A 21,827-nucleotide genomic window follows, 5' to 3' on the forward strand; every position below is an offset into this window, starting at 1 on the left:
GTCGGCGGCCGCTCGCCGCTCGCGCTCGACGAACGCCTGTTCCGCTTCGAATTCCCCGAGCGGCCGGGCGCGCTGATGAAGTTCCTGTCGTCGATGGCGCCGGACTGGAACATCAGCCTGTTCCACTACCGCAACCAGGGCGCGGACTACAGCTCGATCCTCGTCGGCATCCAGGTGCCGGAAGCGGACCGCGCGGCATTCGATCACTTCCTGTCGACGCTTGGCTATCCGTCCATCGAGGAAGGCGACAATCTCGCCTATCGCTTGTTCCTGTAGGACCGAAAGCGCATGCCGACGGCGCACACGACGCGCCGGCGGCATGCCCCCGCTCTCCTACTTCCCCGCGCCCGCCACCTTCTTCTGCCGCCACAGACACAGCAGATCGCACGCGACATGCGCGGCCGCGATCGCGGTGATGTCCGCGTGATCGTACGCAGGCGCGACCTCCACCACATCCGCGCCAATCAGATTCACCGCCCCCAGCCCGCGCACGATCGCCAGCGCCTGCGCGGACGACAACCCGCCCGCGACCGGCGTCCCCGTCCCGGGCGCGAACGCCGGATCGAGACAGTCGATATCGAACGTCAGATACGCGGGCCGCGACCCGACGATGTCGACGATCCGCTCGACCGCCGCACGCGAACCATGGTCATGCACCCACGCGGCATCGAGCCGCTCGATCCCGAGAAAATCGTCGTTCCACGTACGGATCCCGACCTGCACCGATGTCGCCGGATCGATCAGCCCTTCCTTCACGGCCTTGTAGAACATCGTCCCGTGATTGAGGCTGTCCGGCTCGTCGTCGGCCCACGTATCGCAGTGCGCGTCGAAATGGATCAGCGAAAGCGGTCTGCCGTAGCGCTCCGCATGTGCAACCAGCAGCGGATACGTGATGTAGTGGTCGCCGCCGAACGTCAGCATCTTCGCGCCGGACCGCAGGATCGTGCGCGCATGCTCGATGATCGCGGGCTTGATCGACAGCGGGTTGTGCGCGTCGAACCAGCAGTCGCCGTAGTCGACGGCCGCGAGATCGTCGAACGGATCGAAGCCCCACGGATACGGATTGAGTTCGGCCAACTGCACGCTCGCCGCGCGGATCGCGGCCGGCCCGAGCCGCGCGCCCGACCGATAGGTCGTCGCGAGATCGAGCGGCACGCCGGAAATCGCGACGTCGACGCCGTCGAGCGTGCGCGAATAGTTGCGGCGCATGAACGACAGCACGCCCGCATAGGTGTTTTCGATCGAGGAGCCGTACGGCGTCGTGCGACGGATCGCGCCGTCGCCGTGGAGAAGTTCGGTCATGGGTCGGACCTGTTTTCGTGGGGAGCCGGCGCCGCCCTGCTCCCTGTGAGCGCACGGGTCGGGCACGGCAGGGATTCATCGGGCACGCACCGGCTGCGCAGCCAGTCGCGCGGCCGGGCGGAACAGCGACAACGACAACGGCAATACCGCGGCGATCATAACAAGCCGAATTGAAGTCGTTGCCCCGGTTCAACCGGGGCAACGCGCCGAGAAATCCGGCGGCGGCATCGCCGCCGGCCGCCATCGATTCCTAGAAGGATTCGCCGGTTTTCGCCCGCGCGTTCTTCCGGATAATGGCCGGCAGCCGCGCCCTCGACGGCGCGCCGTCCACCGCGGACCACGACACACCGGAGACCCCCGCCTTGCTCGCCACGCTTCCCGCCACCTACCGCCGGCTCTGGCCGCTCGCCATCGCCGCCGCGCTGCTGTACGGGCTGTCGCTCGCCGCGGCGCCCTATCCGGGCCAGGCCGCCGCGAAGGCCGCGATGGGCATCCTGCTGCTCGCGGCCGGCGGCACCTGCGGCGCGCCGCGCGAACGCGCGTGGCTGTGCGCGGCGCTCGCGACCGCCGTACTCGGCGACGTCCTGCTCGCGCTGCCCGACTGGCCGCTGTCGTTCGTCCTCGGCCTCGGGTCCTTCCTGCTCACGCACGTGTGCTACTGCGCGATCTTCTTTCGCTGGCGCGCGCGGCCGCACGGCTGGCGCATCGTCGCGCTGATCGGCCTGTGGATCGCCGCGCCGGCGTTCTACGCGGCGTTCTTCCCGCATCTCGGCGCGCTGCTCGCGCCGGTGGCCGTCTACATGCTGGTGCTGTGCGTGATGGCGAGCTTCGCGCTCGCCGCCCGCACGCACGGCGCGCTCGTCGCGATCGGCAGCCTGATCTTCGTCGGCTCCGATACGCTGATCGGCGTCGGCCGGTTCCTCGGCGGTTTTCCGGGTATCGACTACCTGATCTGGGGCCTCTACGCGCTCGCGCAGGTCACGATCGTGGCCGGGGTTTTCCATGAGACGACCGCCCGACCGATCCGTCCCTGATACCGTTTCAAACAGGCCGCCGCGCGCCGGCGGTCTCGTCCATCGCCGGTCTCGTCCTGTCGACGGCCCTTTCCGCCGATCCCGCGGCGCGGAAAACGAACCGTTCCAAACCCCGCTCAGCCTTTTCCCGCCTGGCTTCCGGCCCTTAGAGCGCCGCTTCTAGCCTCTTGCGGTTTCCGGGTTCACCCACTATCGTTACATCAAACAATGTAACATTCAAAAATGAGCCAAATCGGAGACACCCGGATGAATGCTCGCACGTTGCCTTTCGGTCCACCCGGCCACGACGGCCAGGACGAAACCATCGACATCGCCATCATCGGCACCGGCTTCGCCGGCCTCGGGATGGCGATCCGCCTGCGGCAAACAGGCGTGACCGACTTCGTCGTCCTCGAGAAGGCCGCGTCGGTCGGCGGCACGTGGCGCGACAATCATTACCCCGGGTGTGCATGCGACGTGCAATCGCACGTCTATTCGTTCTCGTTCGCGCCGAACCCGCGCTGGACGCGCATGTTCGCGCCGCAGCCGGAGATCCGCGCGTATCTCGAAGACTGCGTGCAGCGTTTCGGCGTCGGCCCGCACCTGCGCATGAACCACGAGCTGCAGCGCGCCGAATACAACGAGGCCGCGCAACGCTGGCGCCTCACGTTCGCGAACGGCAAGCGGCTGTCCGCGCGCGTGCTGATCTCGGGGATGGGCGGCCTGTCGCGCGCCGCGCTGCCGGCGATTCCCGGCGTCGAGCATTTCCAGGGCCGCGCATTCCATTCGCAGCAGTGGGATCACGACTACGCGCTCGAAGGCAAGCGCGTCGCGGTGATCGGCACCGGCGCGAGCGCGATCCAGTTCGTGCCGCAGATCGCGCCGCGCGTGAAGACGCTCGCGCTGTTCCAGCGCACGCCGCCGTGGATCATGCCGAAGCCCGACCGCAACCTCACCCGCTTCGAGAAATGGCTGTTCCGCACGCTGCCGTTCACGCAGAAGGCCGTGCGCAGCGGCATCTACTGGATGCTCGAATCGCGCGTGCTCGGCTTCGCGATCCATCCGTCGCTGATGAAGAACGTGCAGAAGCTCGCGCTGCGCCATATCCGCAAGCAGATCCCCGATCCCGAGCTGCGCAAGACCGTCACGCCGAACTACACGCTCGGCTGCAAGCGCGTGCTGATCTCGAACGACTACTACCCGGCGCTGTCGCGCAAGAACGTCGACGTGATCACCACCGGCATCGACCACATCGAAGCCGACGCGGTCGTGACGACCGACGGCCGCCGCCATGAAGTCGACTGCCTGATCTACGGCACCGGCTTCCAGGTCGCCGATCCGTATCCGCGCGGCGCGATCATCGGCCGCGGCGGGCTCGACATCGTCGACGCATGGCGCGACGGCGCGCATGCGTATCTCGGCTCGACGCTGCCCGGCTACCCGAACTTCTTCATGATCGTCGGCCCGAACACCGGCCTCGGCCACAACTCGATGGTGTTCATGATCGAGTCGCAGATCGAATACATCCTCGGCGCGCTGCAGGCGATGCGCCGCGAGCGCGCCGAGGCGATCGAGGTGCGCCCGCTCGTCGAGGCGCAGTTCAACAGCGACCTGCAGGGCAAGCTGAAGAAGGCGATCTGGTCGACGGGCGGCTGCAAGAGCTGGTATCTCGATCCGCGCACCGGCAAGAACACGACGCTGTGGCCGGGTTTCACGTGGCGCTTCCGCCAGGCGACCGCGCACTTCTCGATCGCCGATTACCACGCGTATCGCGCACCGCAACACGACACGGCCGCGCGGCCCGCCGCCGCGCCCGCCGCTTCCACGTCCGCCGAAGCGGCCTGAGCCAGACAAGGAGTCACCGACATGAGAGATTTCGCCAACAAGGTCGCCGCGATCACGGGTGCCGGTTCGGGCATGGGCCGCGCGCTCGCGGTCCAGCTCGCGCAGGCCGGCTGCCACGTGTCGCTCGCCGACAAGAACGGCGTCGGCCTCGCCGAAACCGAACGGATCGTCCGCGCGATCGCGCCGAACGTGCGCGTATCGACGCGCGTGCTGGACGTCGGCGAGCGCGACGCGATGTTCGCGTGGGCCGACGACACCGCGAAGGAACATGGCAAGGTCAACCTGATCTTCAACAACGCGGGCGTCGCGCTGTCGAGCACGATCGAGGGCATGGAATACAGCGATCTCGAGTGGATCGTGAACATCAATTTCTGGGGCGTCGTGCATGGCACGAAGGCATTCCTGCCGCACCTGAAGGCATCGGGCGACGGCCATGTGATCAACACGTCGAGCCTGTTCGGGATCTTCGCGCAGCCGGGCATGAGCGGCTACAACGCGACGAAGTTCGCGGTGCGCGGCTTCACCGAATCGCTGCGCCAGGAACTCGACATGATGAAGTGCGGCGTGTCGGCGACCTGCGTGCATCCGGGCGGCATCCGCACGAACATCGCGCAGGCGAGCCGCGTGTCGAAGAACATGGTCGGCTTCATGGTCGCGAGCGAGCAGCAAGGCCGCGACACGTTCGAGAAGTTCTTCATCACGACCGCCGACGACGCCGCGCGCACAATCCTCGCCGGCGTGCGCAAGAACAAGCGCCGCGTGCTGATCGGCCGCGACGCGAAGGCCGGCGACTGGATGGCGCGCGTGCTGCCCGCCGCGTACCAGGCGCTCGTCGTGCTCGCGACACGCCGCGAGGCCGCGCGGGCCCGCCGCGAGGCCGCACGCGGCACGCCGGCGCCCGCGCCGCTGCACGCCGCCACCTACAACAATGCAGGCAATCAGGGAGGAGAACAATCATGACGACCCCGAACATGATGCCCGTGCGGCGCGACGTCCGTTTCGCGCTGCCGCCCGAACGCGCACGCGACTGGCACGTTCAAGGCGTGCCCGTCACGCACTTCATGAATGCGCTGTCGCTGCTGTTCCCGGCCGGCGAGCGTTTCTTCATGGATTCGGTGCGCAACTACCGCGACCGGATCGAGGATCCCGAGCTGAAGAAACAGGTGCTCGGCTTCATCGGCCAGGAAGCGATGCATACGCGCGAGCACATCGAATACAACGACCTGCTGCAGGCGTCCGGCCTGCCCGCGCACAAGCTCGACAAGCGCCTGTGGACGATCCTCGGCTGGTTCAAGAAGGTGCTGCCGCATTCGATGCAGCTCGCGATCACGATCGCGCTCGAACACTACACGGCGATCCTCGCGAACCAGCTGCTGTCGGGCCACGAGCACCGGATCGACGGCTCGATCGAAGGCTACCAGCAGATGTGGATGTGGCACGCGATGGAGGAAACCGAGCACAAGGCGGTGTCCTACGACGTGTGGAAGACCGTGATGAAGCCGGGCCTCGGCAGCTACCTGCTGCGCACGGGCACGATGCTGACGACCACCGTATTCTTCTGGACGATCGTGTTCGACTTCCACGTTCGGCTGATGCGCGCGCACCGTCGCGAACACGGCAAGTTCGGCGGCATGTGGCGCCTCGTGAAGTATCTGTACGGCCCGAAGCACGGCGTGTTTCCGAGCATCGCGCGCGAATGGCTCGACTACTTCCGCCCGGGCTTCCACCCGTGGGACCACGACAACCACCAGTACCTGCAGGGGCTCGACTCGCTGCTCGAGAACATCGACGCGACCAACGCACGCTACGCGGCGCAAGCCGCCCCGCGCCGCGTGCCGCTGCACCCGGTCCCGCAGGCATGACGCCATGGCGCGCGCCCACGAGATGCTGACCGTCCAGTCCGGCGACGTGAAACTCGCCGTCTACGTCAGCGGGTCGCGTCGCGCGCCGCCGCTGATCCTCGTGCACGGTTACCCCGACTCGGCCACCGTGTGGGCGCCGATCCGCGCGCGGCTCGCGAAGCGCTACCGCGTGATCGCATACGACGTGCGCGGCGCCGGCGCGTCCGATGCGCCGCGCCGCCGCGCCGACTACACGCTCGAGCGGCTCGCCGCCGATCTGAAGGCGGTGGCCGACGCAACCTGCGGCGGCCGGCCGTTCCATCTGGTCGGCCACGACTGGGGCTCGATCCAGTGCTGGGAGGCCGTGACCGATCCCGCGTTCCGCGGCCGGATCGCGTCGTACACGTCGATCTCGGGCCCGTGCCTCGATCACGTGTTCCGCGCGAAGATGCGGCTCAGGCAGAGCCTGAAGTCGTGGTACATCGCGTTCTTCCATCTGCCGGTCGTGCCGTCGCTCGTCTGGCGGCTCGGCGGCGCGGCGCTGTGGCCGCGCTGGCTGCAACTGACCGAGCGCGTGCGTGCCGAGCGCGATCCCGTGCAACTGAAGAACGCGCTGAACGGGCTGCAGCTGTACCGCGCGAATTTTCTCGCACGGGCACGCAAGCCGCGCGAACGATACGCGCAGGCGCCGGTGCAGATCCTCGTGCCGGTGCGCGACCGCTACGTGACGCCCGAGATGTCGGTCGACCTCGACCGCTGGCTCGGCGACCACGTGCGCGAGGAAATCGACGGCAGCCACTGGATCGTGCTGCGCCACCCCGACATCATCGCGTCGCGGATCGACCGCTTCGCGTCCGCGCAGGAGCGGCCGTCGATCGCGAACGCGGCGGTTCAGCGGCCCGCAAGTGCCGGCAGGCGTCTGAACAGCGTCTCGTAGTCGACGACGAGGCCGTCGTCGTCGATATCCATCTCGGCCGTGAAATTCCGGAAGATCCCTTCGTAGCGGTAGCGCCGGCCCGGCTCGATGCATGCGTAGGCCTGCTTGACCGGCGTGACCTTCAGGTCCGGCGTCGAGATGTACGCGACGTCGATCGGCCGCCGCTCGCCGCGCGCGAGCCCCAGGCGGCCGATCGGCAGCGAATTCGTGAACGGCGTCGCCGCGATGTCGATGTCGACGCAACCGTCGAGCTCAGGCAGCGCGCGGCCCGAGCCGTCGCGCCAGTGGCCGGCACCATCGCCATGCAGCTCGAGCGTGCCGCCGCCCATCACCTTGAGCACCGCGTAGGTCACCCGCCATTGCGGATCGCACTCGACGCGATACGCGAGCCCGTACGCGCGGCCGTACCGCTGGCCGACCACCGCGCTTTCGACGACGATCGCGCCGCCGCTCCGGTCGAACGTCAGATGTTCGACCCCGTCGCCTTCGAGCGACGCCCAACGCACTTCACGCATCTTTTCCCCTCCCGGTTGCCCGATGCCGGGCATCGTCGCACGAATTCGCCGGCGGCAACGCCAGCGAAGGCCGCCATTCGCCCACCACGCGGATTTCGTATCAAAAAAACGTTCATGCAGCGCCGGTACGACAGGGTCGCTCCGCCTCATTCCCCACCTCGGTGCATCGGCGACAAATCCTGACTATCCAGAATTCCCTATTCCGGTGCATGGGATTGTGTCCTATGCTCGCGGCTCGTCCTGCTACGCCACCATCATGCCTACCGCCCGCCCCGCCTCGCCGTCGATCGACCTGCGTACCCTGCTGCGCGGCATCGGGCAGATCGTGCTGCAGGCGAACGCGTTCACCGGCGCGCTGCTGCTCGTCGCACTGGCGCTGACCGACCTGCGGCTCGCGAGCGCGGCGCTGGTCGGTTCGGCCGCCGCCAGCATGACCGCCGTGCTCACGGGTGCCGAGCGCCGCGACGTCGAACAGGGGCTGCACGGCTTCAACGGCGCGCTCGCCGCGCTGATCGCCGTGCTGTTCGCGCCCGGTCAGCTTGCGGCCGTCGCGCTGGTGCCGCTGGTCTCGATCGGCGCGGCGCTCGTGCAGCGCGCGACGCGCGGGCCCCTCGCCCGGTTGCACCTGTGTCCGTATTCGAGCCCCTGTCTCGCCGTCACCGCGCCGTGGCTGCCGTTTGTCGCGCTGCAGCATGCCGACGGCGCGGCGACTGCCCCGGTGCCGACGCTTGCATCCGCTGCCGGCGCATTGCTGTCGGGCGTCGCGCAGACCACCTTCGCGCAAGGCGTCTGGCCCGGCGTATTGATCGTCGCCGGCCTCGCCATCGCATCGCGCCGCGCGGCCGCGTTCGCGCTCGTCGGCGCGAGCGTGTCGACCGTGCTGCTGGTCGCGCTCGGCGCGAACGGCGCCTGGTTGGCCGACGGCCTGCTCGGCTTCAACGGCGCGCTCGCCGCGCTCGCGCTGATGTCTCGCGGCCCGCGCGCCGCACTGGCCGCCGCCGCACTCGCCGCGCTGATCCAGTGGCTCGCGATGCGCGCGGGCGTCCCCGCGTTCACGGCCCCGTTCGCACTCGCGTCGTGGGCAACCGTCGCCGTCGCGCGCCGCTTCCCTCTCGGAGAACCCGATGTCGTCATTCGCACACCGTCCTGATGCCGTGAAGCCCGGCGGCCCGGTCTCGGATGCCGAACGCCGGATGCGCGTCGATCTCGCCGCCGCGTACCGGCTCGTCGCGCTGAACGGCTGGGACGACCTGATCTACACGCACCTGTCGGCGACCGTGCCCGGCGAGCCCGGCCACTTCCTGATCAACCCGTTCGGCCTGACGTTCGACGAGGTGCGCGCGTCGAACCTCGTGAAGATCGACCTGGCCGGCAACCGGATCGGCGACAGCGCGCACGCGGTCAACGTGACGGGCTTCGCGCTGCACGCGGCCGTGCATGCCGCGCGCGCCGACGCCGTCTGCGTGATGCATCTGCACAATACGGCCGGCATCGCCGTGTCGATCCAGCGCGACGGGCTGCTGCCCGCGTCGCAGCATGCGCTGCGCTTTCACGGCGACCTTGCCTACCACGACTACGAGGCGCTCGCGTTCTCGCCGGCCGAAGGCGTGCGGCTGACCGCGAGCCTCGGCGCGAAATCCGCGATGCTGCTGCGCAATCACGGCACGCTGACGGTCGGCCGCACCGTGGCCGAAGCGTATGTGCTGATGGATACGCTGATCAAGGCCTGTGACGTCCAGGTGCGTGCGCAGGCAGGCGGCGGGCCGCTCGTGCTGCCCGACCCGGCCATCGCCAATCGCACCGCCGAACAACTGCGCGACGGCGGCGCGATCGAAGGCGAACTGGAATGGCCGGCGCTGCTGCGCCGCCTCGACCGGATCGACCCGTCGTATCGCGACTGACGCCGCGTGCCTCATCCTCGTCCTGCCGAATCGTTCAACCTCAACCGGAGCATTGCCATGCCGACTTTCAATATCCAGCTGTTCGAAGGCCGCAGCGTCGACCAGAAGCGCGCATTCGTCGAAGCCATCACGCGCGTCACATGCGAGACGCTCGGCTGCACGCCGGGCTCGGTCGACATCATCCTGACCGACGTGAGAAAGGAGAACTGGGCGACGGGCGGGAAGCTGTGGAGCGACGAGGGCTGAGCATCGGCGGCGCCGCTTCGGCACCGCCCACCCCGCGTTGATTCACACGCTGCGGCCGCCTCGGGCCGCCCCGCGTTGTGCGCCCGCACATCGCTTTGTCACGCATTCGGCGCCATAATGCCGGACAGACGCAGCAGCCAATGGCCACCCGACGAGGAGACCGCCATGGAAGCGAAGAACGAGGAAGTCGTCACACACCTGCTCTCCGATGTCGTCGAATTCGCGCGCGGGCGCCTGCCCGAAGCCACCTTCCGGATCGTCGAACCCTTCCTGCGTCACTACTACGATTTCGTCGACGCCGACGATCTGCAGAGCCGCGGCATCGCCGACCTGTACGGCGCCGCGATGGCGCACTGGCAGACCGCGCAGAAATTCGTGCCCGGCATCGAGCGGCTGCGCGTGTACAACCCGATCCTCGAACAGCACGGCTGGCACTCCGATCACACGGTGATCGAGATCGTCAACGACGACATGCCGTTCCTCGTCGACTCGGTCACGATGGCCGTCAACCGCCTCGGGCTCGCCCTGCACTCGGCGCTGCACCCGGTGTTCCGCATCTGGCGCGGCGCCGACGGCGGCATCGCGCGTGTCGACGCGGGCGGCGCGACGCCCGGCGACGGCCAGTCGCAACTCGCGTCGTTCATCCATTTCGAAGTCGACCGCTGCGGCGACGCCGCGCTGCTCGACACGCTGCGCGCGGACATCGCGCGCGTGCTCGGCGATGTGCGCGCGTCGGTCGAGGACTGGCCGAAGATCGTCGACATCGCCCGGGCGACGATCAAGGAAATGAAGGCGCGCGAATCGACCGCGGAAGACATCGAGGCGCGCGCGTTCCTCGAATGGATGGCCGCCGATCACTTCACCTTCCTCGGCCAGCGCGACTATGCGCTGGTCTCGGACGGCACGGGCTTCGGCCTGCGCGGCATCGCGGGCTCGGGCTACGGCATCCTGCGCGAATCGCTGCGCACGTCGGGCACGCCCGACGTGACGCCGCTGCCGCCCGCCGCCGCCGACATCATCACCGGCGCGTGGCCGATCTTCCTGACCAAGGCAAACTCGCGCGCGACCGTGCACCGGCCCGGCTATCTCGACTACGTCGGCGTGAAGCTCGTCGGCGCGGACGGGAAAGTCACCGGCGAGCGCCGCTTCATCGGGCTCTACACGTCGACCGCCTATTTCGGTTCGTACACCGAGATCCCGATCGTGCGCCGCAAGTGCGCGAACATCGTGCGGCGCGCGGGCTTCCTGCCGAAGGGGCACCTCGGCAAGTCGCTCGTGACGGTGCTCGAAACCTATCCGCGCGACGAACTGTTCCAGGCCGACGAAGACCGGCTCTACGACATCGCGCTCGGCATCCTGCGCCTGCAGGAACACCAGCGCACGCGGCTGTTCGTGCGGCGCGACCGGTTCGACCGCTTCGTGTCGTGCCTCGTGTTCGTGCCGCGCGACAAGTACAACACCGACCTGCGCCGCCGCATCGCGAAGCTGCTCGTCGACGCGTACAACGGCGTGAACGTCGAATTCACGCCGCTGCTGTCGGAATCGGCGCTCGCACGCATTCATTTCGTCGTGCATGCCGAACCAGGCACGATGCCCGACGTCGACACACGCGAGCTCGAAACGCGGCTCGTGCAGGTCACGCGCCGCTGGCAGGACGATCTCGCCGATGCACTGCTCGACGCCTTCGGGGAAGAGCAAGGCAACCGCCTGCTGCAGCGCTATGCCGATTCGTTCCCGGCCGGCTATCGCGACGACTACCCGGCCCGCACGGCCGTGCGCGACATCGAGCTGATCGAGCGCGTGAAGGACACCGGCCAGCTCGCGATGAATCTGTACCGGCCGATCGAGGCCGAGCCGCGTGCATTCCGCTTCAAGGTCTATCGCGCGGGCGACCCGATCGCGCTGTCGCGCAGCCTGCCGATGCTCGAGCATCTCGGCGTGCGCGTCGACGAGGAGCGGCCGTACCGGATCCAGACGCAGGACGCGACGCACGCATGGGTGCACGATTTCGGCCTCGAACTCGCCGACGATACCGAGTTCGACATCGAGCGCGTGAAAGGCCTGTTCGAGGATGCGTTCGACCGGATCTGGACCGGCCGGATCGAGAACGACGACTTCAACCGCCTCGTGCTGCGCGCGCACCTGAGCGCACGCGAAGTGACGATCCTGCGGGCGTACGCGAAATACCTGCGGCAGGTCGGGTCGACGTTCAGCGATGCCTATATCGAACGCGCGCTGACCGGCAACCCGGCGATCGCGCGGCAGCTCGTCGAGCTGTTCCTGCTGCGCTTCGACCCGGCCACCGGCGATTCGCGCGACGTGCAGGCCGAACGGCTGCTGAAAGCGATCGAAGGCGCGCTCGACCAGGTGCCGAACCTCGACGAGGACCGCATCCTGCGTCAGTTCCTCGGCGTGATCAACGCGACCGAGCGCACGAACTACTTCCTCGCCGATGCGAACGGCGAGTCGAAGCCGTATCTGTCGTTCAAGTTCAATCCGGCGAAGGTACCGGGCCTGCCCGAACCGAAGCCGATGTTCGAGATCTGGGTGTATTCGCCGCGTGTCGAGGGCGTGCACCTGCGCGGCGGGCGCGTCGCGCGCGGCGGCCTGCGCTGGTCGGACCGCCGCGAGGATTTCCGCACCGAAGTGCTCGGGCTGATGAAGGCGCAGATGGTGAAGAACGTCGTGATCGTGCCGGTCGGCTCGAAAGGCGGCTTCGTCGTGAAGAACCCGCCGCCGCCGAGCGATCGCGAAGCGTGGATGCGCGAAGGCGTCGCGTGCTACCAGACCTTCCTGCGCGGGCTGCTCGACCTGACCGACAACCTCGTCGGCAACGCGATCGTGCCGCCGCCCGGCGTGGTCCGCCATGACGCCGACGATCCGTACCTGGTCGTCGCCGCCGACAAGGGCACGGCCACCTTCTCCGACTACGCGAACGCGATCTCGCACGAATACGGCTTCTGGCTCGACGACGCGTTCGCGTCCGGCGGCTCGGTCGGCTACGACCACAAGAAGATGGCGATCACCGCACGCGGCGCGTGGGAATCGGTGAAGCGGCACTTCCGCGAGATGGGCATCGATACGCAGACGACCGACTTCACGGTGGTCGGCGTCGGCGACATGTCGGGCGACGTGTTCGGCAACGGGATGCTGCTGTCGCCGCATATCCGGCTCGTCGCCGCGTTCGATCACCGGCACGTGTTCCTCGACCCGAACCCCGATCCCGCGGCGAGCTTCGCGGAGCGCGCGCGCCTGTTCGCGCTCGAACGCTCGAGCTGGGCCGACTACGATCCGGCCGCGATTTCGCCGGGCGGCGGCGTGTACCCGCGCACCGCGAAGACGATCCCGCTGTCGCCGGCCGTGCAGGCGGCGCTCGGCATCGACGCGCATGCGCTGCCGCCGACGGAGCTGATCCGCGCGATCCTGCAGGCGCCGGTCGACCTGCTGTACAACGGCGGCATCGGCACCTACGTGAAGGCCGCGCGCGAAACCCACCAGCAGGTCGGCGACCGCGCGAACGACGCGGTGCGCGTGAACGGCGCGGACCTGCGCTGCAAGGTGGTCGGCGAAGGCGGCAACCTCGGCTGCACGCAGTTCGGCCGCATCGAGTTCGCGCAGCGCGGCGGCCGCATCAACACCGATGCGATCGACAACTCGGCCGGCGTCGATTGTTCGGATCACGAAGTCAACATCAAGATCCTGCTCGGGCTCGTCGTGTCGGACGGCGAGATGACCGAGAAGCAGCGCAATGCGCTGCTCGCGGAAATGACCGACGAAGTCGGGCTGCTCGTGCTGCGCGACAACTACTACCAGACGCAGGCGCTGTCGATCGCCGGCCGCCATGCGGTCGAGCTGCTCGACGCGGAGGCGCGGCTGATGCGCTGGCTCGAACGCGCGGGCCGGTTGAACCGCGTGATCGAATTCCTGCCGACCGACGACGAAGTCGCCGAGCGGCAAGCCGCGAAGCTCGGCCTCACGTCGCCGGAGCGCGCGGTGCTGCTCGCGTACAGCAAGATGTGGCTCTACGACGCGCTGCTCGAATCCGACGTGCCCGAAGACCCGCTCGTCGCCGCGATGCTGGTCGATTACTTCCCGAAACCGCTGCAGCAGCGTTTCAGCGAACCGATGGGCCGCCATCCGCTGCGCCGCGAGATTCTCGCGACGCACCTGACCAATGCGCTCGTGAACCGTGTCGGCTGCGCGTTCGTGCACCGGCTGATGGAGGAAACCGACGCGCAGCCGGGCGATATCGCGCGTGCATGCATCATGGCGCGCGACGTGTTCGATCTCGATGCGGTCTGGCGCGACATCGATGCGCTCGACAACCGCGTGGCCGACGACGTGCAGGCGCGCATGTTCGTCGACGTCGCGCGGCTGCTGGAGCGCGCGGCGCTGTGGTTACTGCGGCATCTGCAATCCGGCGCGGTGGCCGACGGCGGCGTCGCCGAACTGATCGCCCGCTGCCGCGACGCGGCGCAACGGCTCGCCCCGCAACTGCCGGCGCTGCTGCCGGCCGACGATCTCGATGCGCTGTCCGAGCGGCAGCGCGTGCTGGTCGAAGCCGGCGTCGACAGCGCGCTCGCGGTGCGCGTCGCGAGCGGCGATATTTCGGCCGCGCTGCTCGACATCGCCGAGGTGGCGGCCACCTGCAACCGCAGCCTCGAACTCGTCGCGGGCGTCTATTTCTCGCTCGGCACGCTGCTCAATTACGGATGGATCAGCGAGCGCGCGGCGACACTGCCGACGCCGACGCACTGGGACATGCTCGCGCGCGCCGCCGCACTCGCGGAAGTCGCGCGCCTGAAGCGCACGCTGACGACCAGCGCGCTCGCGGAATCACCGGATTCGACGACGCCGGAGACGATCGTCGGCGCGTGGCGCGAGCGCCGCGACGCCGCGCTCGCGCGCTACGCGCACCTGCTGGCGGATCTGCGCGCGTCGGGGGGCGCGAGCCTGGCGGTGCTGCTCGTGGTCGTGCGGGAAATGGCCGTGCTCGAACGCGCGTGACGGTTCAGACCGTCGCGACCAGCAGCTCTTCCGCGTTGTTCGGCGGCCGCAGGCCGTCCGCGCGATCGGCGAAATAGCGGCGCGTCAGCTCCGCGGCCGATACATGCACGGCCTTCGCAAAACCGGCCTCCAGCGCGAGCGCCCGGATCTGCGCCGGCATGAAGAAGCTGATGAACGGCGTGCCGCTCGCGCGCGCGCCCTTCGCGGCCATGTCGAGCGCCGGACGCACATCCGGATCCGCGTTCTCCAGCGGCAACAGGAACGTCATCGCGAGCGTCGAGCCCGGCGCGAGCGACGCGACCTCGCGCAGCGCGGCCGCGTTCGCCTCGCGCGTCAGGTACATGCTGACGCCGGTCGACACCACGACGGCCGGCTTGCCGGCATCGAACCCCGCGCCGACGAGCGCGTCGCGCCACGACGCTTTCGCCTCGAAATCGACCGGCACGAAACGCAGCCAGTCGGGCACGCCGAAACCGAGCTCGGCCAGACGGCGCTGCTTCCAGGCCTGCGGCGCCGGCGGATCGACTTCGAACACGGTCACGCGCGACGCCATGTCCGGCCGGCGCTGCGCGAAGCTGTCGAGGCCCGCGCCCAGGATCACGTACTGGTTCACGCCGCGCGCGGCCTGCTCCGTCACGAGATCCTCGATGAAGCGCGCCCGCGCGACGATCGATGCGCGAAACGGCCGCGTGAACTGCGGATCCATGTCGCCGCGCTGTTGCCAGCCCGGCGGCGGCGCGAGCAACTGGAGCCCGACCTCGTCGGCCAGCACGTGCGGTGGCGCGTCGAGCCGCACGTGCAGCGCGCGCCACAGCGCGACGCGGGCGGCCGTGCTGTCGGGGGCGTCTTCGCGGATAGCGGTCATGCCGGCCTCACGCACCCTGCTTGCCCGGCGCCTGCAGGCGCCACACGCGGCCGTCGGGGTCGCGCACGGTCATGTCGCGCGTGCCCCAATGCGTGTCCTCGAACGGCGTGACGACGTCGACGATCGGTTGCGGCCGCACCGACTGCTCGTCGGGCACCTTGAGCACGACCTGCATGTCCGGCGTCTCGCTCGGCGGCACTTCGGCGATGAACAGGAACGGACCGTCGCCGCTGCGCAGCTGGCCCGACTGGTGATCGGTTTCGAATTCCAGCCTGAAGCCCAGCGCCTGGAAGAACTTCGCCGACTTGCCCCAGTTGTGCGTCGTCAGGTACACGGCTTCGATTCGCTCGGATGACATGTCACGGCTCCTTGATGGACGGTTCCGCGCCGGGCGGCGGCGCGGCGAGATACGCACGCAATGCGTCGGCCACCAGCGCGGACAGCGATTGCTCCGTTTCGATGGCGCGATGCTTCACCTGCCGGATCAGGCCGAGCGGCAGGTACACGTTGAACTGCTTCACTTCTTCGTCGGTCATGGATACTAGTATGCTAGCAATCTAGCAAATGTCAATCGCGCAAGCGGCGGGATCGACGATGAAAGCCGGAAGCGGCCCGCGCACGGGCCGCCCTGCGACGATCGTGCGTTCGCGTTATTGCGCGGCGGCACGCGCCGCGAGCCGCGCAAACAGCGCGTCGAGATCGAATCCGTCGGTATTGACGCCGATGGTGTCGCGCAGGCACGCGCTCCACTCCGCCGCGTTGTCGAACGTGACGGCGCGCCCCGCGCCCGCTGCGTCGCGCAGCGTCAGCGTGGTGTTGCGCAGCGCGGCGCGGCCTTCCGGCAGCACGCGGCACGCGATCAGGTCATGCAGGAAGATGGAGTCGGGATAGGTCGACGTGAACCAGTTGGCGGCGTCGTAATCGATCCATTCGACCGGCTTCGGCAGGAAGCGGTACGTGGTCTGCCAGCCGTCCGGCGTCTCGAGCTGCACGTCGAATTCACCGTCGACCGGCGCGGCGACGATACGAAACGCGCCGTGCGGCGTCGGTTGCCGCTCGTCGGGCACGAAACGCAGCGGCGCCGTCAGCGTCGCGCTGCCGAAACCGATGTCCGCGAGCCACGCCGCGCCGTCGAGGTCGATGCGCAGCAGCATGTGCGTGTGCGCGGCAGGCACGTCCGGCGGCCGCATCCAGCGTACGCGTGCGATCAGCGGCGTCACGCGAAAACCGATCGTCGCGAGCGCGGTGTAGAACAGCTTGTTGAGTTCGAAGCAGTAGCCGCCGCGGCGGCGTTCGATCACCTTGTCGACGATCGACGGCAGGTCGAGCGCGACCCGCGCGCCGGTCAGCGGGTTGAGGTTTTCGAACGGGATCGCCTGCGGATGCAGCAGATGCAGCCGGCGCAGCACGCCGAGCGTCGGCTCGGCCGGGCCGTCGTAGCCGATGCGGGAAAAATAGCGCGAGAGGTCGAACGAATCAGTCATGAACCGGCACCGATAACAGGGACACGCCACGATAGCATCGTGCGACATCCCCATGTTGGGCGGGGCGATCGTTCATCGCCGCACCCGATGCCGATGCGTCCACGCCCGCACCCGAACCCGCAACCGCAACCGCACGACGTTACGGCAGCAGCTTCAGCGCGGACGATGCGACCGACGGCACCGAAATGCCCTGGCTCGTCGCGAACTGCACGGCCTGGCTGAGCGTCGCCGCGAGCGACTGCAACTGGCCCGGCGCGCTTTGCGCGATATACGACGCGGCCTGCATGTTCTGCGGGTTCAGGCCCGACTGCAGCAGCGACGCCGCGCTCGTCGAACCGAGATTGCCGAGCCCCGACTGCAGTTGCGAATACTGCGTGAGCCCCTGCCCGAGCGACGCGAGGCCGTTGCTGAACGCCTGCTTGTCGATCGGGCCGTGCGTCGCGCCGCCGCTCGCGAACGCCTGGCCAAGCGCCTGCGACACCGATTGCTGCGCGCCGCCCATCTGCGACAGCGCGGCCGGCGTCAGCGCATTGCCGCCGGACAGCTGGCTCGCGGCCTGCTGCGCCTGCCCGGCCGCACCGGTCAGCCCCATCGCCGACGCGAGCGACGACTGGCCGGTCAGCACCTGCTGGTTCGCGCCGACATAGGCTTGCAGCAACTGCGCGACACCGCCGCCCTGCGCGGGGGCCGCCTGCTGCTGCCCGCCGCCGAGCAGCGATGCGCCGAGCGATTGCAGGTCGAGTTGCGCGTGCGCGGCACCGCTCGCCAGGATGCCGAACGCGATGCCTGCCGAGGCCAGGTACCGGCCGGTCGCGCGAATGTGCTTCATGTGTTTCCCTCGTGCCCGAATGGTCGAGGCGATATTGTCGAAGCGCGTCGCGCCGTACCGCAACGACTGAAACACATCGAAACGAAATCGCGGTGCGTAGCCGCTTGCCATTCCGCGACCGGTGGACGTCGTTGCGCGGATTCGTCCACGTTTGCCGTTCGATCTCACGCGCGCACCGGCATTCGTTCTTCCGTTGCGTCAATGCGGGCGGAGTCAAGCCTTGCATGCAGCAGGGCAACACGCATCGCCGCCGGACGTCGCGTTCGGCGGTCGAAACAAAACGGGCGGCTCGCCGCCGCCCGTTTCATCACCCCGATACCGGCCGTCGGCCGGCCGCGCCATTACGCGGCCATCCACGCCGGCAGCCGCCGGCCCACCCAGTCGGCCGCCTGCTCGTAGCCGCGCGCGAGTTGCAGCACCGCGAGATCGGCACGCGGGCGCCCGATCAGTTGCATGCCCATCGGCAGCCCCGCGTCATTGAAGCCGACCGGCACGTTGATCACCGGGCAGCCGGCCAGCGTCCACGGCACGACCGTCTCCATCCAGCGGTGATAGGTGTCCATCGCACGGCCGGCGATCTCCTTCGGCCAGCGCTGGTCGACGTCGAACGGGAAGACCTGCGCGGTCGGCGCCGCGATGAAATCGTAGCGCTCGAAGAAGCTCAGCACGGCCTGATGCCACGCGGTGCGCTCGACGCTCGCGTCGAACACCGCCGCGCTCTGCATCGCGAGCAGCCCCTCGACTTCGTAGATCGCCTCCGGCTTCAGCAGCGCGCGGCGCGCCGGGTCGCGATAGTGCGCGAGCAGCCCGCCGCCGGACAGCAGGTGCCGGTGCGCGAGCCACAAGCGCCAGATGCGGTCGGGGGCGAACGCCGGCAACGCGGCGTCGACGTCGCAGCCGATCTCGCGCAGCACCGCGAGCCCCTGCTCGCACTGCGCAAGCACGCCGGCCTCGGTCGCGAGATAACCGTTCCAGTCGCCGACCCACGCGATGCGCTTGCCCCGCAGGTCGGCGTCGAGCGGCCGCGCGAACACGGCCGGATCTTCCGCGAGCGACAGCGGATCGTTCGCGTCGTAGCCGGCCTGGATCGCAAGCAACTGCGCGACGTCGCCGACGGTGCGGCCCATCGGCCCTTCGATGCCGAGCTGCTGGATGAATACGTCGACGCCCGGCCAGCGCGGCACGCGACCCTGCGACGGACGCAAGCCGTAGATGTTGCAGAACGCGGCCGGGTTGCGCAGCGAACCGCCGAAATCGCTGCCGTCCGCGACCGGCAGCATCCGCGCCGCGAGCGCCGCCGCCGTGCCGCCGCTGCTGCCGCCCGCGCTCTTCGTCAGGTCGTACGGGTTGCGCGTGGCGCCATAGACCTCGTTGAACGTGTGCGAGCCGAGCCCGAACTCCGGCGTGTTGGTCTTGCCGATGAAGATCGCGCCGGCCGCGCGCATCCGCGCGACGCCGACGGAATCGGCCTGCGGCACGTTCTCGCGGAAGATCGGCGAACCGTAGGTCGTCCGCAGCCCCTTCGTCATCGCCAGATCCTTCGGCGCCTGCGGCATCCCGTGCATCCAGCCGTGGTACTCGCCGCGCGCCAGTGCGGCATCCTTTTCCGCGGCTTCGGTCAGCAACGCATCGCGCTCGCGCAGCGCGACGATCGCGTTGACCGCACCGTTCACTCGCTCGACGTGATCGAGATACGCGCGCATCGTCTCGACGCACGAGACCGCTTTGCTGCGGATCGCCGCGGCGAGCTCGCCGGCCGACAGGCGCACGATCGGATCGACGGAAATGGAAGCGGGAGCGAGAAGCTGCGGGGCGCCGTGCGGCATGCGGGGTCTCCTGGAATCGCAATGGAATGGCGGGCCGCGAGGCGGCGGTCGCTCCCGGCCGGCCGGAAGGGGCCGCCGCCGCGGCTGATGCTCTACTCTACGCGACGCCGGATCGGCGACCTCCGATATTTTCCGTCGCGATTCATTGCGGATCCGACTAAATCGGCGCGTGACGCGTCGGGCCATGCACACGGTCCCGGCCAGTGAAACCGTTTATGCGCATAAACTTAAATTTCTTATATTTCTAATTAGGCGCGTCACACGACGACGCGCGTTAACGACATTTTTACGCGGCCGCCCGATCTCTTTAGATCGCCCGCCGCGGCCGCACGCTACGCTGGAAGCATCTCGTTTCCTGGACATCGTTCATGCTCAAGCTGCTGGTTCCGGTCGGTCACTCGCCCCGCTCGCTGCAGGCGGTTCGCCATGCGACATTCCTGTATCGCGAACGGTGCGCGTCGGAGATCGTGCTGATCAACGTGCAGGCGCCGCTCGAATCGACGCGGCTCGAGGCCTATTACCCGCTGTCGCGGCTGCGTTCGATCGAGGAGAAGTTCGCGTCCGACGATCTGGCGACGGCGGAGCGGATCCTGCGGGAAGCCGGCGTCAAATACACCGTCGTGATGAAGGTCGGCCCGGTGGCCGACACGATCGCAACCGCGGCAGCCGAGACCGGATGCGACGAGATCGTGGTGGTCGCGCCGCGGCACGATCCGCTGCATGCGCTGATGTCGGTGTTTCGCCGCAGCGTGATGGGCCGGCTGGTGCGGATTTCGAATGTGCCGGTGACGGCCGTGCAATGACCGGCATCGGGCGCGGGGATGCCCTTGCCGCCGGTCGCGTGACGGGCCGCGGGCTTGCGCCGTCGGCCGTCGAACGCGCGGCGAGGACGTGCGCGCACGGTGCGTCGCGCACGTCCTGTCATCGAGCGGCGTTCAGTCGATGACCTTGCGCCAGAACACGAAATAGGCGGCGGCGGACGACGCCAGCAGCAGGATGGCCCACATCGGGGCGAGACTGAGCAGGACGGAAGAGACGTTAAGCATTTGGATTCCTCACTATTTCGACAGCGATATTCGACATGCACCTGCTTGCCGGAACCGGGGCATTGATCCGCCATCGCATTCCGTCAAATCATGTGTTCATGCTATCGCCTCGAGCGGCCGCGCAACCGCCGCCGCCCGTCCGCACCCTGACATTCGTCAAACTCGCGCGAATCACCCGCGCGCCGGCGCGGCGACGTTGGACAGGGCGGGATCACACCGCCCCCGCCGCCGTTTTCAGCAGATGTTTACCGGGGGAAGCCCCAAGTGCTTCGTCAGACGTATCCGCGTTACGCTGCAGCGACGAGGAGACGAATCATGAGACGAACCGTACATATCGCCGTATTCGCGCTGCTGGCCTATCTGATCGGCGATCGCGCGATCCTGCATGCACAGGGCCGCGACGCCAGCCCGCTCGCGTGCGAGCAAGGCGCCGCGCAGGTGAAGGCCGACGCGCTCGGCCGCGGCTTCGGCGAGGCCGCCGCCGGCAGCCAGAGCGAGGCCTACATGTCCGGTTGCCTGGTGACCGGGCGAGACGAGCGGGACGTCACGATGGCGAATCGTTGACGCGCATCCTGTAACATGCCGGCCGCGGGCGAAACCGCCCGCTCACGCCGCTCGGCGCCATTTTCCTTATCGACGCTTCGACGGACGTCATGGTCCGCCCATCCGCCACGCCCCACGATGAGTCATCCGAACACCGAACTGATCCAGCGCTTCTACACGGCCTTCCAGCAGCGCGACATCGACGCGATGCTCGCCTGCTATGCCGACGACGTCATCTTCAGCGATCCCGCGTTCGGCGAACTGCGCGGCGACCTCGCCCGCGACATGTGGCGCATGCTGGTCGCGCGGGCGCAGGAATTCTCGCTGACGTTCGGCGACGTGGCGGCGGACGAACAGGCCGGGCGTGCCGCGTGGATCGCGCACTACCGGTTCGCCGCGACCGGCCGGATGGTGGGCAACCGGATCGACGCGCGGTTCCGGTTTCGCGACGGACGCATCGTCGAGCATCGCGACAGTTTCGACCTGTGGCGCTGGGCGCGTCAGGCGCTCGGGCTGAAAGGCGCGCTGCTCGGCTGGACGCCGTTCATGCAACGCGCCATCCGCGCGCAGGCGCGGAAAAATCTCGACGCGTACCGGGCGAAGCGGAAATAAGTCACGCCCCGCAAC

Annotated in this window: 20 protein-coding genes and 1 pseudogene; 13 read left to right on the forward strand and 8 right to left on the reverse strand. The window is 68.5% G+C overall.

The window, feature by feature from the left end; translation table 11 throughout:
- A pseudogene (locus HWX00_RS33620) lies at positions 1-276 on the forward strand (threonine ammonia-lyase, biosynthetic); the annotation flags it as partial.
- A 57-nt stretch (positions 277-333) separates the two neighbouring features.
- Here HWX00_RS33620 and speB read toward each other — a convergent pair.
- Positions 334-1,302, reverse strand: a complete 969-nt coding sequence (speB, locus tag HWX00_RS33625; protein WP_175027912.1) for an agmatinase — start codon at positions 1,300-1,302, stop codon at positions 334-336.
- A gap of 362 nt (positions 1,303-1,664) precedes the next feature.
- Between speB and HWX00_RS33630 the strand changes: the two genes are divergently transcribed.
- From HWX00_RS33630 to HWX00_RS33650, 5 genes are all read left to right on the forward strand, one after another.
- Complete coding sequence (locus tag HWX00_RS33630) at positions 1,665-2,336, forward strand: lysoplasmalogenase (protein WP_034189946.1); 672 nt, start codon at positions 1,665-1,667, stop codon at positions 2,334-2,336.
- A 246-nt stretch (positions 2,337-2,582) separates the two neighbouring features.
- Positions 2,583-4,160: a flavin-containing monooxygenase gene (locus HWX00_RS33635; RefSeq protein ID WP_175027913.1), complete on the forward strand. Its 1,578-nt coding sequence runs from the start codon at positions 2,583-2,585 to the stop codon at positions 4,158-4,160.
- 21 nt (positions 4,161-4,181) lie between these two features.
- The gene (locus tag HWX00_RS33640; RefSeq protein ID WP_034189866.1) at positions 4,182-5,120 is read left to right on the forward strand and encodes an SDR family NAD(P)-dependent oxidoreductase; all 939 of its coding nucleotides are present in this window, start codon (positions 4,182-4,184) and stop codon (positions 5,118-5,120) included.
- The gene (locus HWX00_RS33645; RefSeq protein ID WP_175027914.1) at positions 5,117-6,022 is read left to right on the forward strand and encodes a metal-dependent hydrolase; all 906 of its coding nucleotides are present in this window, start codon (positions 5,117-5,119) and stop codon (positions 6,020-6,022) included. The genes HWX00_RS33640 and HWX00_RS33645 overlap by 4 nt, the downstream gene beginning before the upstream one ends.
- Before the next feature lie 4 nt (positions 6,023-6,026).
- Complete coding sequence (locus tag HWX00_RS33650) at positions 6,027-6,938, forward strand: alpha/beta fold hydrolase (RefSeq protein WP_069706384.1); 912 nt, start codon at positions 6,027-6,029, stop codon at positions 6,936-6,938.
- Here HWX00_RS33650 and HWX00_RS33655 read toward each other — a convergent pair.
- On the reverse strand, positions 6,893-7,453 hold the full coding sequence (locus HWX00_RS33655; RefSeq protein WP_175027915.1) for a putative glycolipid-binding domain-containing protein: 561 nt from the start codon (positions 7,451-7,453) through the stop codon (positions 6,893-6,895). The two genes, HWX00_RS33650 and HWX00_RS33655, sit on opposite strands and share 46 nt — an antisense overlap.
- Before the next feature lie 256 nt (positions 7,454-7,709).
- Here HWX00_RS33655 and HWX00_RS33660 point away from each other — a divergent pair, with 256 nt between their 5' ends.
- The 4 genes from HWX00_RS33660 to HWX00_RS33675 all read left to right on the forward strand — a co-directional run bounded on the left by HWX00_RS33660 (position 7,710) and on the right by HWX00_RS33675 (position 14,607).
- A complete protein-coding gene (locus tag HWX00_RS33660; protein ID WP_175027916.1) occupies positions 7,710-8,603 on the forward strand; it encodes an urea transporter in 894 nt (297 codons plus the stop codon).
- Entirely contained in the window at positions 8,578-9,354 is a 777-nt protein-coding gene (locus HWX00_RS33665; protein WP_034189871.1) for a class II aldolase/adducin family protein, read from the forward strand. Before HWX00_RS33660 ends, HWX00_RS33665 begins: the two co-directional genes overlap by 26 nt.
- Before the next feature lie 57 nt (positions 9,355-9,411).
- Positions 9,412-9,600: a 4-oxalocrotonate tautomerase gene (locus HWX00_RS33670; protein ID WP_124610038.1), complete on the forward strand. Its 189-nt coding sequence runs from the start codon at positions 9,412-9,414 to the stop codon at positions 9,598-9,600.
- 165 nt (positions 9,601-9,765) lie between these two features.
- Positions 9,766-14,607 carry an NAD-glutamate dehydrogenase gene (locus HWX00_RS33675; RefSeq protein ID WP_175027917.1) on the forward strand — a complete coding sequence of 1,614 codons (4,842 nt, stop codon included), beginning with the start codon at positions 9,766-9,768 and terminating at the stop codon, positions 14,605-14,607.
- Positions 14,608-14,611: 4 nt separating this feature from the next.
- On the opposite strand, the gene HWX00_RS33680 is transcribed toward HWX00_RS33675, so the two are convergent.
- The 6 genes from HWX00_RS33680 to HWX00_RS33705 form a co-directional block, all read right to left on the reverse strand.
- A complete protein-coding gene (locus tag HWX00_RS33680) occupies positions 14,612-15,472 on the reverse strand; it encodes a class I SAM-dependent methyltransferase (RefSeq protein WP_059557602.1) in 861 nt (286 codons plus the stop codon).
- A 7-nt stretch (positions 15,473-15,479) separates the two neighbouring features.
- Positions 15,480-15,830: a VOC family protein gene (locus HWX00_RS33685; protein WP_034189875.1), complete on the reverse strand. Its 351-nt coding sequence runs from the start codon at positions 15,828-15,830 to the stop codon at positions 15,480-15,482.
- 1 nt (position 15,831) lies between these two features.
- Positions 15,832-16,008, reverse strand: coding sequence for a ribbon-helix-helix protein, CopG family (locus HWX00_RS33690; protein WP_034189876.1), 177 nt, complete (start codon positions 16,006-16,008; stop codon positions 15,832-15,834).
- A 114-nt stretch (positions 16,009-16,122) separates the two neighbouring features.
- On the reverse strand, positions 16,123-16,956 hold the full coding sequence (locus HWX00_RS33695; protein WP_175027918.1) for an arylamine N-acetyltransferase family protein: 834 nt from the start codon (positions 16,954-16,956) through the stop codon (positions 16,123-16,125).
- Between the two features lie 139 nt (positions 16,957-17,095).
- Positions 17,096-17,785: a hypothetical protein gene (locus HWX00_RS33700; protein ID WP_049030883.1), complete on the reverse strand. Its 690-nt coding sequence runs from the start codon at positions 17,783-17,785 to the stop codon at positions 17,096-17,098.
- Positions 17,786-18,126: 341 nt separating this feature from the next.
- Positions 18,127-19,611, reverse strand: a complete 1,485-nt coding sequence (locus tag HWX00_RS33705; RefSeq protein ID WP_175027919.1) for an amidase — start codon at positions 19,609-19,611, stop codon at positions 18,127-18,129.
- A 368-nt stretch (positions 19,612-19,979) separates the two neighbouring features.
- On the opposite strand from HWX00_RS33705, the gene HWX00_RS33710 reads away from it, so the two are divergent.
- From HWX00_RS33710 to HWX00_RS33720, 3 genes are all read left to right on the forward strand, one after another.
- Complete coding sequence (locus tag HWX00_RS33710; protein WP_034189880.1) at positions 19,980-20,414, forward strand: universal stress protein; 435 nt, start codon at positions 19,980-19,982, stop codon at positions 20,412-20,414.
- A 558-nt stretch (positions 20,415-20,972) separates the two neighbouring features.
- Complete coding sequence (locus HWX00_RS33715) at positions 20,973-21,221, forward strand: hypothetical protein (protein ID WP_034189881.1); 249 nt, start codon at positions 20,973-20,975, stop codon at positions 21,219-21,221.
- Between the two features lie 117 nt (positions 21,222-21,338).
- Positions 21,339-21,812 carry a nuclear transport factor 2 family protein gene (locus tag HWX00_RS33720; RefSeq protein WP_034189882.1) on the forward strand — a complete coding sequence of 158 codons (474 nt, stop codon included), beginning with the start codon at positions 21,339-21,341 and terminating at the stop codon, positions 21,810-21,812.
- Positions 21,813-21,827: the final 15 nt, after the last annotated feature.

The organism is Burkholderia seminalis DSM 23518, assembly GCF_902832885.1.
Taxonomy (GTDB): domain Bacteria; phylum Pseudomonadota; class Gammaproteobacteria; order Burkholderiales; family Burkholderiaceae; genus Burkholderia; species Burkholderia seminalis.